Annotated in this window: 15 protein-coding genes; 6 read left to right on the top strand and 9 right to left on the bottom strand. The window is 34.3% G+C overall.

Features of this window, described 5'->3' with window-relative positions; all coding sequences use genetic code 11:
- Nucleotides 1-36: 36 nt before the first annotated feature.
- The 3 genes from ACFS3A_RS04880 to ACFS3A_RS04870 form a co-directional block, all read right to left on the bottom strand.
- Nucleotides 37-276, bottom strand: a complete 240-nt coding sequence (locus ACFS3A_RS04880; RefSeq protein ID WP_379824259.1) for a DUF7218 family protein — start codon at nt 274-276, stop codon at nt 37-39.
- Nucleotides 277-464: 188 nt separating this feature from the next.
- Nucleotides 465-1,193: a hypothetical protein gene (locus tag ACFS3A_RS04875; protein WP_379824258.1), complete on the bottom strand. Its 729-nt coding sequence runs from the start codon at nt 1,191-1,193 to the stop codon at nt 465-467.
- Between the two features lie 8 nt (nt 1,194-1,201).
- Nucleotides 1,202-1,789: a hypothetical protein gene (locus tag ACFS3A_RS04870; protein ID WP_379824257.1), complete on the bottom strand. Its 588-nt coding sequence runs from the start codon at nt 1,787-1,789 to the stop codon at nt 1,202-1,204.
- 165 nt (nt 1,790-1,954) lie between these two features.
- On the opposite strand from ACFS3A_RS04870, the gene ACFS3A_RS04865 reads away from it, so the two are divergent.
- A complete protein-coding gene (locus ACFS3A_RS04865) occupies nt 1,955-2,542 on the top strand; it encodes a DUF4142 domain-containing protein (protein ID WP_379824255.1) in 588 nt (195 codons plus the stop codon).
- A gap of 171 nt (nt 2,543-2,713) precedes the next feature.
- On the opposite strand, the gene ACFS3A_RS04860 is transcribed toward ACFS3A_RS04865, so the two are convergent.
- The 5 genes from ACFS3A_RS04860 to galA all read right to left on the bottom strand — a co-directional run bounded on the left by ACFS3A_RS04860 (nt 2,714) and on the right by galA (nt 9,390).
- A complete protein-coding gene (locus ACFS3A_RS04860) occupies nt 2,714-3,766 on the bottom strand; it encodes an NAD(P)-dependent alcohol dehydrogenase (RefSeq protein WP_379824254.1) in 1,053 nt (350 codons plus the stop codon).
- Nucleotides 3,767-3,829: 63 nt separating this feature from the next.
- The gene (locus ACFS3A_RS04855; protein WP_379824253.1) at nt 3,830-4,813 is read right to left on the bottom strand and encodes an aldo/keto reductase; all 984 of its coding nucleotides are present in this window, start codon (nt 4,811-4,813) and stop codon (nt 3,830-3,832) included.
- Nucleotides 4,814-4,943: 130 nt separating this feature from the next.
- Complete coding sequence (locus tag ACFS3A_RS04850; protein ID WP_379824252.1) at nt 4,944-5,351, bottom strand: cupin domain-containing protein; 408 nt, start codon at nt 5,349-5,351, stop codon at nt 4,944-4,946.
- A gap of 229 nt (nt 5,352-5,580) precedes the next feature.
- Complete coding sequence (locus tag ACFS3A_RS04845; RefSeq protein WP_379824251.1) at nt 5,581-6,450, bottom strand: helix-turn-helix domain-containing protein; 870 nt, start codon at nt 6,448-6,450, stop codon at nt 5,581-5,583.
- Nucleotides 6,451-6,570: 120 nt separating this feature from the next.
- The gene (gene galA, locus ACFS3A_RS04840) at nt 6,571-9,390 is read right to left on the bottom strand and encodes a beta-galactosidase GalA (protein WP_379824250.1); all 2,820 of its coding nucleotides are present in this window, start codon (nt 9,388-9,390) and stop codon (nt 6,571-6,573) included.
- Nucleotides 9,391-9,602: 212 nt separating this feature from the next.
- Between galA and ACFS3A_RS04835 the strand changes: the two genes are divergently transcribed.
- The 3 genes from ACFS3A_RS04835 to ACFS3A_RS04825 are packed head-to-tail and all read left to right on the top strand — an operon-like array spanning nt 9,603 to nt 11,431.
- Nucleotides 9,603-9,986 (top strand): hypothetical protein, encoded by a 384-nt coding sequence (locus ACFS3A_RS04835; RefSeq protein WP_379824248.1) that lies wholly within the window; start codon nt 9,603-9,605, stop codon nt 9,984-9,986.
- Nucleotides 9,987-10,004: 18 nt separating this feature from the next.
- The gene (locus ACFS3A_RS04830) at nt 10,005-10,871 is read left to right on the top strand and encodes a chromate resistance protein ChrB domain-containing protein (protein ID WP_379824247.1); all 867 of its coding nucleotides are present in this window, start codon (nt 10,005-10,007) and stop codon (nt 10,869-10,871) included.
- Between the two features lie 59 nt (nt 10,872-10,930).
- Nucleotides 10,931-11,431: a hypothetical protein gene (locus tag ACFS3A_RS04825; protein WP_379824246.1), complete on the top strand. Its 501-nt coding sequence runs from the start codon at nt 10,931-10,933 to the stop codon at nt 11,429-11,431.
- Nucleotides 11,432-11,954: 523 nt separating this feature from the next.
- Here ACFS3A_RS04825 and ACFS3A_RS04820 read toward each other — a convergent pair.
- Nucleotides 11,955-12,446, bottom strand: coding sequence for a TlpA family protein disulfide reductase (locus ACFS3A_RS04820; protein ID WP_379824243.1), 492 nt, complete (start codon nt 12,444-12,446; stop codon nt 11,955-11,957).
- A 224-nt stretch (nt 12,447-12,670) separates the two neighbouring features.
- Between ACFS3A_RS04820 and ACFS3A_RS04815 the strand changes: the two genes are divergently transcribed.
- Nucleotides 12,671-12,973, top strand: coding sequence for an ArsR/SmtB family transcription factor (locus tag ACFS3A_RS04815; RefSeq protein WP_091496855.1), 303 nt, complete (start codon nt 12,671-12,673; stop codon nt 12,971-12,973).
- A gap of 7 nt (nt 12,974-12,980) precedes the next feature.
- Nucleotides 12,981-14,087: an NADH:flavin oxidoreductase gene (locus ACFS3A_RS04810; protein WP_379824242.1), complete on the top strand. Its 1,107-nt coding sequence runs from the start codon at nt 12,981-12,983 to the stop codon at nt 14,085-14,087.
- Nucleotides 14,088-14,104: the final 17 nt, after the last annotated feature.

Genomic DNA, 14,104 nt, shown 5'->3' with positions numbered 1-14,104 from the left:
TTGTTATTTTATTACTGAGATGGTTCTGATCATTTTTTAGTTATTTCTTAAAGAGTCAATTAGGCTCTGTTTATTCATATAAGATCTTCCTTTTATCCCCACTTTACTGGCTTGTTTTTGAAGTTCTTCTTTTGTCCATTCTTCATAAGGCTTTGCTTTTCCGCCTTTCTTTCCTGCATCAGGCGTATTGGCAATTCGAGCCGATTTTTCTTTGCTGTATCCCTTTTTTACGAGAGCTTGATATTGTGCTTCATTTTTAATTCTTGGATCTGGCATGACTTTAAATTTTATGGTTTATAATTTTAAAATCTCATAAGTCAAAGTTCCTCAAAAAGTAAGGCGTTTCTGTTATAGAATTTTTTGTGGAATTTTCATATTTGTGGGATGGGAATTATGAAATGCAGGATATAAAAAAAAATCCCAACTCTTGTGGAATTAGGATTTTTCTATTCTTATTATTTATATCACATATTTCTCAATCTCTTCAAAATCATCATTTTCATTTCAGGTGCATCATTCAATTTCTTTTCAAAATGTTTATGAATCCAATTTTCCGCTTCATTTAAATCATTTTGATGCGCATATAAAAAGGCCAATAAGTATTCAAATGAAATTATTCGCTGCCCTATCTCATATGGCGGATTCTTTGTTAAAGAAATTAAACTTTGGATATTTTGTTCGATAGTTTCATTTACTGAAAACCATTGCTTCAGTTTTGGCAAATTAGTCCTTAGCACTTTATCTAAACCAGAATTAAATTTTTCTTCATTTACAGTACTAATTCTGTCTGGATCTATTAAACTACCGCGGTCTAAAGTCTTCTGTGAGCCTTCCAGCCTATTAAAAAATAAGATCTTTGTTGACTTATCTGTTTTATGGTTTATCCACTTTTCGTTTGAAATAGTTGATATAAAATCAAAACAGTTTCCATATGTAAATGATCCTGAGAAACCTTTATAAAGATTGTATTCTACAACATGCTTTATTCCTTGCTCATTAAAATCGCTAAACCAGGTATATTTTCCATTCCAATTCTTAAGTCCTATTTCTGCAAGTTTTGGAGTTACTTTTTCTTCAAATATCTCCAGTCTTTTCGCTAATAAAACCTCGTTGAAATTTCCTATATCATCATAAATTTCTCGATTAATTTTTTGCTGCTCAAAATATGTTATAATCTTTTTTAACAAACTCATAGTCTAAATCATTTACAATATTTTTTTAATCTAATTGTCTTTAGTGCCTCAATAAAATCTTTTTGAGTTTTCTTTTTTAAATCATAACCATAAAAACACATACCAGTTTTACTAAAATCTTTAGAATTTCCGCTTAAACTATCAATGTAAATTCCAGTTGTGCCAAATTCGCTATTTGTTGGTGTAATTATTTTTGCTTTAAAACAATCTATCTTGTAAAAAACAAACTTGTGCTTTTTATACTTACCAAAATCAATATCACCTGATAAAGAATCAACTAACAGATGTTTTGTCTTTTTTAAAAGCTGTTTTTGCTTTTTAGTTAGTTCTGCATAACTGCTCTTATCAAAAACCAATGGAAAATCATTTTTAGTTATATCACTGGAATATCTGCCAATATCAAAAATTAAAGAATCTTTTTCCGGAGTAATTATTCCACCTACATAACTATCAATACCTTTAAATTCTAATTCATTCCAGTCCTGCGGAACCGTTATTTCAAAATCGACAAAATCGATAGCTTTAAACTCTGATTTAGGTTTGCAGGAAAGCATTAGAAGTGAAAGAAATATCAAAATCATCTTAATTATTTTCATTCGACATTGGTTAAAAAATTAATATAAATTAATCCGACTAATTACAAACATACATTTTATTAGAATTGAATAGATAAAAATCCTATAACAATCTCTAAAAATCCTGTAAAATTTTCTTACAGCTTCTGCATAATTTTACATCATAACATTTAAACTATTAAAATCATGAAAAAGTTATTATTAGCCGGTAAAGCCATTTTAGGAGCAGGATTAATTATTTTATTTCTTCAGTCTTGTAAAAACGAAACCAAACAAGAAGATCCAAAAGAAGTAGCGGAAGATGCAAATGAGGCTAAATTTGATTCTATCGACAGTAAAGAAGATGATTCTGAATTTTTGGTAGACCAGGCAGAAATCAATTTAGCTGAAATCGAAATAGGAAAACTGGCACAAAGCAAAAGTACTAACGCAGAAGTGAAAAAATTTGGTAAAATGCTGGTTGATGAGCATACTAAATCGGCTTCAGAAGTAAGTGCTTTAGCAAAAGCAAAAAACTTTACTTTACCAACTTCTCTAACAGAAGAAGGTCAGGAAGAATATAAAAAGCTAAATGAGAAATCAGGTGTAGATTTTGATAAAAAATTCGCAGATATGATGATTGACGGTCACGAAAAAGCGATTAACAAACTTCAGGATGCCTCTAAAAATGCCACAGATGCTGATGTAAGAACTTGGGCATCTAATAATATTGCAGGTTTAACAGCACATTTAGAACATGCTAAATTGTTGAAACAAAACCTGGACAAAAAGTAAAATAAATTTAATTGGTTATTATTTATTTTTAGACGCCAAGATTCTGAGATTCTAAGTAAGTATCTAAGAACCTCAAATCTTTGCTAAAAACCCCTCAAGAGTTGAATTGCTTGAGGGGTTTGTTTTTTTTAAAGGTCAGACCTTTATTAATCATTGAATCTTTATGAAAAACTATTTCAAAGAAGCCATATCAATTACAAAACGGTATTTGATATCTCCTTTTAATAACCTTTCGTAAGCGTTATTTACATCGTTTACACCGATTAATTCGATGTCTGCCGTGATGTTGTGTTCTGCACAGAAATCAAGCATTTCCTGAGTTTCGGCGATTCCTCCAATAGCAGAACCGGCGAAGCTTCTTCTTCCTAAAATAAGACTAAATGAAGTTACAGGAAGTGGTTCCATCGGAGCACCAACAAGCGTTAATGTTCCATCTACTTTTAGTAAATTCAAATAGGCATCGATATTATGTTCAGCTGAAACACAGTCTAAAATAAAGTTTAAACTTTTGGCGTGTTTTGCCATTTGTGTTTCATCTGTAGATAAAACCACTTCATCAGCTCCCAGTTCTTTTGCCGCATCAAATTTTGATAAAGAGGTTGTAAAAACAACAACATGAGCCCCCATTGCTTTTGCCAATTTGATTCCCATATGCCCTAAACCGCCAATTCCAACGATTCCTACTTTTTGTCCAGGACCAACTTTCCAGTGTTTTAACGGAGAATAAGTAGTGATTCCAGCACACAATAAAGGTGCAACTCCGGCAAGATCGAGTTTATCTGAAATATGCAATACATAATTTTCGTCGACCACTATACTTTGAGAATATCCTCCAAAAGTATGTCCGCCCAGATGTTTGTCCGGTGAATTGAATGTTAGAATATTTCCTTCGTCGCAATATTGCTCTAAATCATTTTTACAATGATCACATTCTCTGCAAGAATCCACCATACAGCCTACTCCGGCCAATTGACCAACCGTAAAGTTTTTTACATGATCACCTACTTTTACTACTCTGCCCACAATTTCGTGTCCCGGAACGATTGGATACATCGTTCCGTGCCATTCGTTCCGAGCCGAATGTAAATCGGAGTGACAGATTCCGCAATATAAAATTTCGATTTCAACATCATGTGCCTGTACCGCGCGGCGTTGAATGTCTAAAGTTTGTAATGGTGCTTCAGCTGCTTGTGTACCAAAAGCTTTTATGTTTTTCGTTTCCATTTTTTTTATAATTTGTTTCAGGTTTGTTTTTTTGTTTCAGTTTTCAAATTCAATTATCTAATTTTACTTTCCTGCCTGCTTCTCTAAATGTACCGGATAACGAGATCCTTCTATTTTAATTTGTGCTATTGCTGTTTCAATTGCTACAATTTCTTGTAAAGAAAGTTCTAAATCTATCGCTCCCAGATTTTCTTCTAAACGATGTAGTTTTGTAGTTCCAGGAATTGGTACGATCCATGGTTTTTGAGCTAGATTCCAAGCCAATGCAATTTGTGCATTGGTTACTCCTCTCTCTGAAGCTATTTTTCCTAATAAATCGACAAAAGCCTGATTTGCTTTTCTCGCCTCAGGAGCAAAACGAGGCAATGAATTTCTAAAATCGGAACTGTCAAATTGGGTATTTTCATCAATTTTTGCCGTTAGAAAACCTCTTCCTAACGGGCTAAAAGGCACAAACCCAATTCCTAATTCTTCTAAAACTGGAAAAATCTCTTCTTCCGGAGTTCTCCACCAAAGTGAATATTCGCTCTGAAGCGCTGTAACAGGCTGAACTGCATGTGCCTGACGAATGCTTTCTACTCCGGCTTCTGAAAGTCCAAAATGTTTTACTTTTCCCTCCTGAATTAAGTCTTTAATTGTTCCCGCAACTTCTTCCATTGGAACATTTGGATCAACACGATGCTGATAATACAAATCTATCACCTCTGTATCCAATCTTTTTAAGGAACCTTCAACGCTTTTTCTAATCCATTCAGGACGGCTGTCCAGTCCTTTTTTAGAATCACCTTCTAAAAAACCAAATTTAGTTGCAATTACAACTTTATCGCGAAATGGAGCTAAAGCTTCTCCTAAAAGGGCTTCATTTAAAAATGGACCGTAACATTCTGCTGTGTCAAAAAAAGTTATTCCTTTTTCATACGCAGAGCGAATTAAGGCAATCATTTCTTTTTTGTCATGAGCCGGACCATAGCCAAAACTCATTCCCATGCAGCCAAGTCCTAATGCAGAGACTTCAAGACCACTATTTCCTAAAATACGTTTTTTCATTTTTTTGCTTTGTTTCAGGGTTAATTTTTTGCTTCAGGGTTCAGGTTTAACCGCAAAGACATTAAGTTTACGCAAAGAATATTTGTCAGTATCTAAAATCTCAGAACCTTAGTACCTTAGCGTCTTTTATTTAAAGACTACTCAAAAGAAAATACTCTCCGTCGGTTACTTTTTCTAACCAGACTCCATGACCTTTATCTACTTCTGTGATGATGGCAACGTAAGAGAATTTATCAAATGGAGTTGCTCCGTACCAATGCTCTATTCCAGGTAAAATTGTAACTACTTCATCTTTTTGAAGCCTTCTCACTGCGCTTCCTCTTTCCTGATAGTAACCTGCTCCTTCTTTTGCAATCAGCATTTGAAGACCAGCGTTACTATGCCAATTACTTCTTGCACAAGGTTCAAAAGTAACTTCCTTAATAACAGTGTTTTCAGGATGGATATCACTGGTTTGTTTTTTATAGGAAACGTCACCTGTCATAAATGTATTCGGGACTTTTCCTTCTTCAATAACGGTTGAATAATTTGTTGACATAAATTTACTTATTTTTTTGAGATTGACTAAATCAAAAACAACTTATCTAATTCATTATCAGAATTATAAACTAAATTTTAAAAAGCTAGAATCCGCTTTATGAAGTAGTAATTTAGTTTTTCCAAAACTGATAAATTATTTCAGTGTTGTAATTTCAAGGCAAAATTAGGTCAACTTGACTTTCTGAAAATAACAATATTCAAACAAAAAATTATGAAATTGAAACAATTTACATTCGAAGTGATTTTGGAACTGTTCCTGTAAGTCTTTTAAAATAATTATTAAAATAGCTCGGATATTCAAATCCAAGTGAATATCCAATATCCGAAATACTCCAGTCAGTGTGCTGTAATAAAGCTTTTGCTTCTCCTATAATTCGTTCTGTAATATGAGCGGTTGTGGGTTTTCCTGTCACTTCTTTTACCGAACGGTTTAAGTGGTTTACATGTACAGCAAGGCTTTGCGCATAATCCTGCGGTGTTTTTAAAGCTAATGGTTCGTTTTTAGTTTCTATCGGAAATTGTCTTTCTAATAATTCTAAGAATAAAGAAGTAATTCTGGAAGAGGCGTTTTTATGTTTGAAGAAATTATCCGAAGGCTGCATTTTCATCGATTCGTGAATAATCAGGTTGACATAACTGCGCATCAAATCATCTTTAAAAACATAATCCGTTTCGTACTCTTTGATCATTTTTTGAAACAAGGAATCTATAAATAGCTTTTGCTCAGCATTTAAAGAAAAAATTGGTGTTCCTCCTATTTTAAATAAAGGCGATTCATGAAGTGTTTCCGAACGGTCTTTTGCTCTTAGAAATTCTTCTGTAAAAACGCACGCATAACCTTCATAACTCTCTGAAACGGTTTCCCAGGAATAGGGAATAATCGGATTACCAAAAAACAGAATTGTTCCGTCAGTTTCTATACCGCGGTCAGCATATTGTATAAGACTTTTGCTGGTATTGATGCAGATTTTATAAAAATCCCTGCGGCTGTAAACGGGAATCTTACTTTGATCTCCGTTTATCTGATATACTTTAAATCCCTTCAGTTTTAAATCTGAAGTAAAATCACAATTCTGAGTTTCTGTCTGATTATTCATTTTGCAAAGTTATGAAAATCAAACAATATTATTTTGTTATTTTTTGTTTCAGGTTTCTCGCAAAGTAAAACCCGACAGGTTTTAAAAACCTGTCGGGTTTGAAACTTAGAAACAAATAAACTATTTTAAAATCAAATTTCCAGCTCGTAATCCTTTCGCAGAAGCAGACAAAACAACTTCTTTAGCATCGTCTTCTTTTTGAATAATGATTTGAGCGTAACCATTAAAAAGCTTTCTTTTCCAAGGTTTTGCTGGAGTTATTATTTGAATAATTCCTGGATCGGTATTCATAACATCCCAGTCTTTTATTTTCTGCAAAGGCGTTGCTGCGATATGAATTTCATTTTTTCCTTGTTTTAAAATCGCGGTGTTCAAAATATATTTTTGAGGATCTTCTGCACTTGGTTCGACTTTACTTCCGTTAACGAAAACTATTGTCTCCATTCCTATTTTTTTGTAGAAGAAGTTTATCTTATTTTCAGCATTATTATTTTTCAATTCAAATTCTCCTTTATAAATATACGATGGAGCTTGTTTTTTATAATCTCGATCTTTAAACGCTTGCGTCCATTCATTTTCTGCAAAACTCGGTAATTGCTGAGGCAGAGAAGCAGTCGCTCCTTTTTGTTCCATAAAATTAATTATAGGAGATAACGAAATGTCATCAATAAACTGATCGTTTTCTAAAGAAGTTGGATCGCCATTTCCTACACCTAAAATCTTTCCGCCTTTGATGGAAAACGTAATTTCATCGTTTGCAGTGGGAATATGAAGCCCATTTTTATCAGTAGTTTCAACTGTTATTACAGAAATATTTCCTTTCAGAACATTTTCTTTATCTAACGATAATTTTATGTTTTCTGCTTTTCCCGTTGTTTTCTGAATATCGGTTACTATTTTTTTTCCGTTTTTATATCCAACTGCTTCCAGCGTTCCTGGAGCGTAATTTACTTTCCATTCTAAATGCCCGTTTTGTTCCATTTTCTTTTTACCTAAACTTTTTTTGTTCAGAAAAAGTTCCACTTCATCGCAGTTGGAATACGCCCAAACATCAATTGATGTTCCTTCCATTCCACTCCAGTTCCAATGTGGCAATAAGTGCAAAACGGGTTCTTTTCCCCACCATGATTTCAGATAAAAAACATTGTCTTTCGGGAAACCGCAAACATCCATCATTCCAAAATACGAAGTTACAGACGGCCAGCCATAAGGTGTTGGTTCACCGCGGTAATCAAAGCCTGTCCAGATGAACATTCCGGCTAAATACGGACGCTCAGCGTAGAATTTCCATCCTTCTTCAATACTATAAAAAGTAGGACGCGGTTTTTTATCGTAGGCACTTTGGTAATGTTTGGCATCATCAGTAAAATAAATGCCTCGGGTTGCAAAAGTAGAACCTTCCTCTGTTCCCATTCCGGGCTGTTGTTTAAACTGATTTCTGTGTGCATCGATATCGCCATTGCCAAGATAATTGTAGCCCATGATTTCAACGACAGAAGAAATACCGCTTTTAAAGCCACTGCTGATTCCTACCGTTACAGGTCTTGTTGGATCGATGCTTTTGGTAAAATCCTGCATTACGTTTGTTATTCTTTCGCCCACAATGCCACCTTCAATATTCCATTCTTCATTTCCAACCGACCAGCAGAAAATACTGGGGTGATTTCGGTCACGCTCGATCATTCGCTTTAAATCATTCAAATGATACTCATTGATACCCATTAAACGCGTTTCGTCAATAACCAGCATTCCTAATTCATCACAGGCTTTCAACAATTCAGGTGTTGGCGGATGATGCGAACAACGATAAGCATTCGATCCCATTTCTTTCAGTTTTTTAATTCTGTAGTACTGAATTTCATCTGGAAGCGCCGTTCCAATTCCGGCGTGATCCTGATGATTATTTGTTCCTTTTAATTTTAAAGGTTTTCCGTTAAGAAAAAAGCCGTTTTCGGGATCAAATGCAATAGTTCTGATTCCGAACGGAGTTTCATAGCCGTCTATTAGTTTTCCGTCTTTTCTAATTTGAGTTTCCAAACGGTACAAATTCGGCGAATCAATATCCCATAATTTCGGATTTTTTACAGTCAATTTCGAGACATAATTAGCTGTTTTATAAAATTCGGGCGCATCTACATCTTCAAAGAAAAATCCAACTTGTTTACCCTTATCATCAAAAATAGTCTGAACAACTTCGATAAAACCTTTATATTTTCCTTTATTTTCAATTGCAACTTTTGCAGTAACCTCCGCTTGATTATTTTTAATTTCAGAAGTTATATAAGTTCCGTTAGTTACTACATGAATTGGATTTGTTTTCTGTAAATAAACATGTCTGTAAATCCCTGCTCCTTCATAAAACCATCCTTCTTCCATTGAAGCATCGGCGCGGACAACGATTGTATTTTCTCCTCCATAATTCACGTAAGCCGTAATATCATATTCAAAACCGTTATAGCCGCTTTGTTCTGTTCCCAAATAAAATCCGTTAAAAAATACTTTTGAATTTCTAAAAACACCATCAAATTTGAGTGAAATAATTTTTCCTAAATCGCTCTCCGGAATTGTTATTTTTTTTCGGTACCAGCCAATACTTTTTTCCGGAAAGTTTTTACCTGCCGCTTTAAATCCGTGGCTGAAACTAGCGCTTTCGCTAAAAGGCTGTTCAACCGCCCAATCATGTGGCAAATCTAGTTTTCTCCAGGCGCGGTCATCAAAATCTTTTGCTGCAGGACCGTCTCCAAAACCTGTTTTTGTCAGATAGGAAAAATAGCCTTCTGCGTGTCCAAAATCTTTTTTGGTATCATACAAATGTCCAAATGAAAAACGCCAGTCTTTATCAATCAAAATCAACTCTCTATTCGATTTTTGAGCTGAAACCAGAAAAGATAATAGTAGAAAAAAAGAAAGGAAAGTTTTTGGGATAAAGGTGGTTTTCATAAGTGTGGTTGTTAGTAAATCAAATAGCGATAAAAATAAGGTTTTTACCCTAATGAGATTAATAGTATTTTATCAAAACATAATAACTCATTCATACTAACGCTCCTAAAAAGGATTTCAAAATTTAGAATGAATCTAATGGCTTAAGATTAAATAATAATTTTCTTTTGATGTAACTTTATCTTTAAAATCATTAAAAAGCGACAAATATTATGAGTACTATTATAAACGAAAATAGACTCCACAGTAAATTTAAAACCCTGGATCATAAGATTAACGAACTTAATGATCAGAAAATCGTTGCTTTTTTTGAATCTTTAGGATTAACAGAAAGAAATGATGTGGCAAAGGATTTCCTGAAATGGGAAAACATTCTGATAGTCGTTCCAAATCGACATGTATCTCATGAATTGAAATACTATAAATATGCTATTTCCAGGATTTCATTTCTGACAAATCCTTATGCAGATCAAATTCATATTTTTGATTTGAAAGATTGGAAAAATGCATCGCAGAACAAAACCCAGTTTCAGATTAGAGAAATGCTGAAAACGAGTTTTGGCGGGGTTAGAAGAAATGCAAATCATCGAGAATAATTTGTTTTTCTTTGTAAAATGAAGTGGATCACCAGAGAAAGACCAAAAATTGACAGAATTGCCTGTCCGTGGCTGATTAAAAAATTTGTTGACTCTGAAGCCGAATTTATTTATGTTTCTTTTAATGACGTTTTAGCAAAAGCGGCAGCATTAAATGCGATTCCGTTTGATATTCCAGATGTAGAATTTACGCATTATAACGAAGAATGCACTTTTGATTATATCATTAAAAAGTACCAAATAAACGATCCGGCAGTTTTAATTATGGCAAAAATTGTTCGTGGCGCCGATACCGACCGCCACGACTTTGCCAAAGAATCGGCTGGACTTTGGGCAATTTCTGCCGGACTTTCTCATAATATTACAAACGATGCCGAATTGCTCGAAACTGGATTGAAGTTATACGACGCTTTGTATAGCTGGGCAAAACATTTATACAAACAAAATCATCTGCAGAATAGTCCGTTTGAAAGTTTACTTCACGAAGTGTATCAAAAGTTTTTGATTGAGAAAAAATCAAATCAGAAAACTCCTTCTTGGGTTAAAGAATTAAAAAACATTATTCAGGATCAAATTGATTCGCAGTTTACTTTTGATTTAAAGAAAATCTCCAATGATTTAGAATTGAATCCTTCCTACTTGTCAAGAGAATTTTCTAAATATTTTGAGGATTTAAATTTCGGAGAATACGTTCGAAAACTTCGAATAGAAAAAGCCATCAACTTGATTCAAAATACTACTTATACTTTAACCGAAATAGCATATATGACGGGCTTTTCTGATCAAAGTCATTTTACCAGAATCTTCAAATTGCAAACTGGAAAAAATCCTTCTTCTTATAGAAAAAACACCTTAAAAAGTAATTCAGATACAAAAGGTAAATAACGTTCTATTTATAGATTTTCATTGTTAATAGTTTTGCTTCTTAATTAACAAAAACTACAATGAAATCATTCAGAAACTTTTACGTAATTACTTTATTCATTTTAAGCTTTACTATTTTTTCTCAAACCACTTATCCAAAAATCACAGGATATTTCGGGATTCTTCATCCTATCGCCACTTTTAGCAGTGAACAAACGGCTGTAAATTTCAGAGATTATTATGCCATTGGATTTCCTACCGGAATCAATATTTGGAAAAATCAAAAAATAGGTTTTTCTTTTGAAGTCGTACCCAATATCAGAGTTCAGGGAAACAGTGATAAAGTAACCAATTTGCTATTTCATCCCGGCGTTTTAGTAGTTTTAGGAAACGGCTACACTTTTGCAGGAAGAGCCGCTTTTGAAAGCAGCGGCAGATATGGTGTGACGCCAGTGTTAAATAAAACCGTCATAAAAAGCGACAATTGCAGTTATTTTGTAGCTGTTCCTCTTCCAATTCGTTTTGGAAATGATCATCCAGCCTCTTTTACGGTTGGATTTCAATTTGGAATCGCTTTTTAGATTTCTTAAAAAAGGAGTTAAAAAAGGAGTTTTTTTTTAACTCATTTAATTTCAAAAATTCTAATAAATTTTTGCTCTAATTTTTTCCTTTTCCTTTCTTCTTTCCATCTGGAATAAAAAATAACAATCAGAAGAAATAAACTCACAATTGTAGTTGCTCGTCTTAGACCTCTTCCAAAGAAAAGGAAAAATACATTAATAAATATTAGAAAAACTACCGGAGAAAATTTTGTCCAAAGCAGTTGAAATTTGCTATTTTCTTCAACGACGTAATTGACATTAACCCGATTATCAATATTCTTATAGTTCCCTCTCACAATAAAAATGGTTGGAGATGTTGCTGAATTTATTGTTAACCGAAAACTTTCATCATCAAAAAGTCCGTAAAAAGGTTTTACGCCGCCAAAAACAGGAAATAACCTAAAGTGGCTTAGACTGACTTTCAAAGAACCCATTTCTATATTATTGTGCAATCTCGTCTGGAAATCCGACAAAGAAAGATTTGATTCCTTTTTATGAAGCATCACGGCGCTAACAAACTTTTGATTTTTTCTTCTAAAGTCTGTCCGTGAATGTTTTTAGCTATAATAATTCCGTTTTTATCAATTAAAAAATTCAAAGGAACAGATTGTAATTTATAGTCTGCAACGGCAGGAGACTGCCAGTATTTTAAGTCGCTGACGTTTGTCCAAGGTAATTTTCCTTTTGCAATTGCAGCCGTCCATAAAGGCTTTTTGGTATCCATAGAAACACCGTAAATGGATAATTTTTCAGGATAAGTATTGTTTAATTTCAGCAATAAAGACTGTTCTTTAATGCATGGTCCGCACCACGAAGCCCAAAAATCAATTAACACTAAAGAACCTCTTAATGAGGAAAGTGCAATGTTTTCTCCTTTTGCATTTGGAAGATCAATTTCCGGAGCAATGTCTCCAACATCAACACCAACAACCTGGGCCTTTGAATTGGTAATTACACAACATAAGAATGCTAGAATAAGTAAAGTTTTTTTCATAATAGATTAAGTTTAATTTGTTTGGGGATTATTTGTTTTGTGATCCTTCGTTCCTCAGGATAACAATAATATGTAATAAATCTTTGTCTTTACAAGACTAATACATAAAGCAAATATAAATTTTCTTTACCAAATTCTTTATCATTCCTTCTCCTCCATCATAAAATTATCCTAAATAAATCTTCCTTAATTGGTATATCGGGAAAAGTCGATATATTTGTACCATGGAAACGATAGAAATTTTTAAAGCTTTATCTAACAAGTCCAGACTGCAAATGCTGGAGTGGTTAAAAGAACCCGAAATTAACTTTCCTGGTCAGCTGGAGCATGCCGGATTTGAACACGGAGTATGTGTGGGGCAGATTCAGGCCAAGGCTGGTTTAACACAATCGACAGTTTCAGAATATCTGTCTATTTTACAACGCGCTGGTTTTATCGAAGCCAAACGTGTTGGACAATGGACTTACTATAAACGCAACGAAGGTGCCTTTGAAGCACTTAGTAAATTAATTCAATCTAATTTGTAAAATTACTATGAGTACAAACAACCTTTTTTCTCCGTTTAACTTAAAAACGTTAAACCTGAAAAACAGAATCGTAATGGCGCCAATGACGCGCTCTTTTTCTCCAAACGGAGTTCCAACTGACGAAGTAGCGGCCTACTACCAAAAAAGGGCCGAAGGTCAGGTTGGCTTAATATTATCTGAAGGAACTGTAATTGACAGACCTTCATCATCAAATGATGCTAATGTTCCTCATTTTTACGGCGATTTAGCCTTAAACGGATGGAAAAAAGTAATTGACGAAGTTCACGCTGCCGGCGGGCAAATGGGACCGCAGATCTGGCACATGGGAATTATGGATAACCACCATTCCGGATGGGTTCCTCCAGTTCCTTTTGAAGGTCCGTCTGGATTAAACCGTCCTGATTTTAGAAATGGCGTAGCAATGACCGAAAAAGATATTGAAGATACTATACTTGCTTTTGGTAAAGCGGCGGCTGATGCTAAAAGATTAGGTTTTGATACGATCGAAATTCACGGTGCACACGGTTATTTAATCGATCAGTTTTTTAGAGCTGAAACAAATTTACGTGAAGATATTTACGGCGGTAAAACATTGCCGGAACGTAATCGTTTTGCTATCGAAGTAATCAAAGAAATCAGAAAACAAGTTGGGAATGATTTTGCCGTTATTATGCGTTTTTCTCAATTCAAACCTTCTGATTACAATTATAAACTGGCTAAAAATCCGCAGGAATTAGAAGCCTGGCTTACTCCTCTTGTGGATGCCGGAGTTGATATTATACACGCATCACAACGCAGATTCTGGGAACCAGAATTTGAAGATTCTGATTTAAACTTTGCAGGCTGGGCTAAAAAGGTAACTGGAGCGCCAACTATTACAGTTGGTTCTGTTGGACTTTCTGGTGATTTCTTTGGTGCTTTTGCCGGAGAAAGCTCTGAGCCAACTTCTTTAGAAGAACTAAACAGACGTTTCGACAGAGGCGATTTTGATTTGGTTGCTGTTGGAAGACCACTTTTATCTGATCCGAATTGGGTGGCTAAAATCAAAGCAGGAAAAACAGATCAACTGAAAGGTTTCAGTAAAGAAGCTTTAGGACAATTGGTTTTAGAATAAATTTCAAGATACTAAGT

The sequence above is a fragment of the Flavobacterium notoginsengisoli genome (assembly GCF_042686225.1).
In the GTDB taxonomy this organism is placed as follows: domain Bacteria; phylum Bacteroidota; class Bacteroidia; order Flavobacteriales; family Flavobacteriaceae; genus Flavobacterium; species Flavobacterium notoginsengisoli.
This window is presented reverse-complemented; position numbering and strand designations above follow the sequence as displayed.

Bases quoted from the DNA above. Each gene is read 5' to 3' on its own strand.
- ACFS3A_RS04880 (WP_379824259.1), bottom strand. From the start codon at position 276: ATGCCAGATCCAAGAATTAAAAATGAAGCACAATATCAAGCTCTCGTA.
- ACFS3A_RS04845 (WP_379824251.1), bottom strand. From the start codon at position 6,450: ATGAATAATCAGACAGAAACTCAGAATTGTGATTTTACTTCAGATTTA.
- ACFS3A_RS04850 (WP_379824252.1), bottom strand. From the start codon at position 5,351: ATGTCAACAAATTATTCAACCGTTATTGAAGAAGGAAAAGTCCCGAAT.
- ACFS3A_RS04865 (WP_379824255.1), top strand. From the start codon at position 1,955: ATGAAAAAGTTATTATTAGCCGGTAAAGCCATTTTAGGAGCAGGATTA.
- ACFS3A_RS04875 (WP_379824258.1), bottom strand. From the start codon at position 1,193: ATGAGTTTGTTAAAAAAGATTATAACATATTTTGAGCAGCAAAAAATT.
- ACFS3A_RS04825 (WP_379824246.1), top strand. From the start codon at position 10,931: ATGAAATCATTCAGAAACTTTTACGTAATTACTTTATTCATTTTAAGC.
- ACFS3A_RS04870 (WP_379824257.1), bottom strand. From the start codon at position 1,789: ATGAAAATAATTAAGATGATTTTGATATTTCTTTCACTTCTAATGCTT.
- ACFS3A_RS04815 (WP_091496855.1), top strand. From the start codon at position 12,671: ATGGAAACGATAGAAATTTTTAAAGCTTTATCTAACAAGTCCAGACTG.
- ACFS3A_RS04820 (WP_379824243.1), bottom strand. From the start codon at position 12,446: ATGAAAAAAACTTTACTTATTCTAGCATTCTTATGTTGTGTAATTACC.
- ACFS3A_RS04830 (WP_379824247.1), top strand. From the start codon at position 10,005: ATGAAGTGGATCACCAGAGAAAGACCAAAAATTGACAGAATTGCCTGT.
- ACFS3A_RS04855 (WP_379824253.1), bottom strand. From the start codon at position 4,813: ATGAAAAAACGTATTTTAGGAAATAGTGGTCTTGAAGTCTCTGCATTA.
- galA (WP_379824250.1), bottom strand. From the start codon at position 9,390: ATGAAAACCACCTTTATCCCAAAAACTTTCCTTTCTTTTTTTCTACTA.
- ACFS3A_RS04860 (WP_379824254.1), bottom strand. From the start codon at position 3,766: ATGGAAACGAAAAACATAAAAGCTTTTGGTACACAAGCAGCTGAAGCA.
- ACFS3A_RS04810 (WP_379824242.1), top strand. From the start codon at position 12,981: ATGAGTACAAACAACCTTTTTTCTCCGTTTAACTTAAAAACGTTAAAC.
- ACFS3A_RS04835 (WP_379824248.1), top strand. From the start codon at position 9,603: ATGAGTACTATTATAAACGAAAATAGACTCCACAGTAAATTTAAAACC.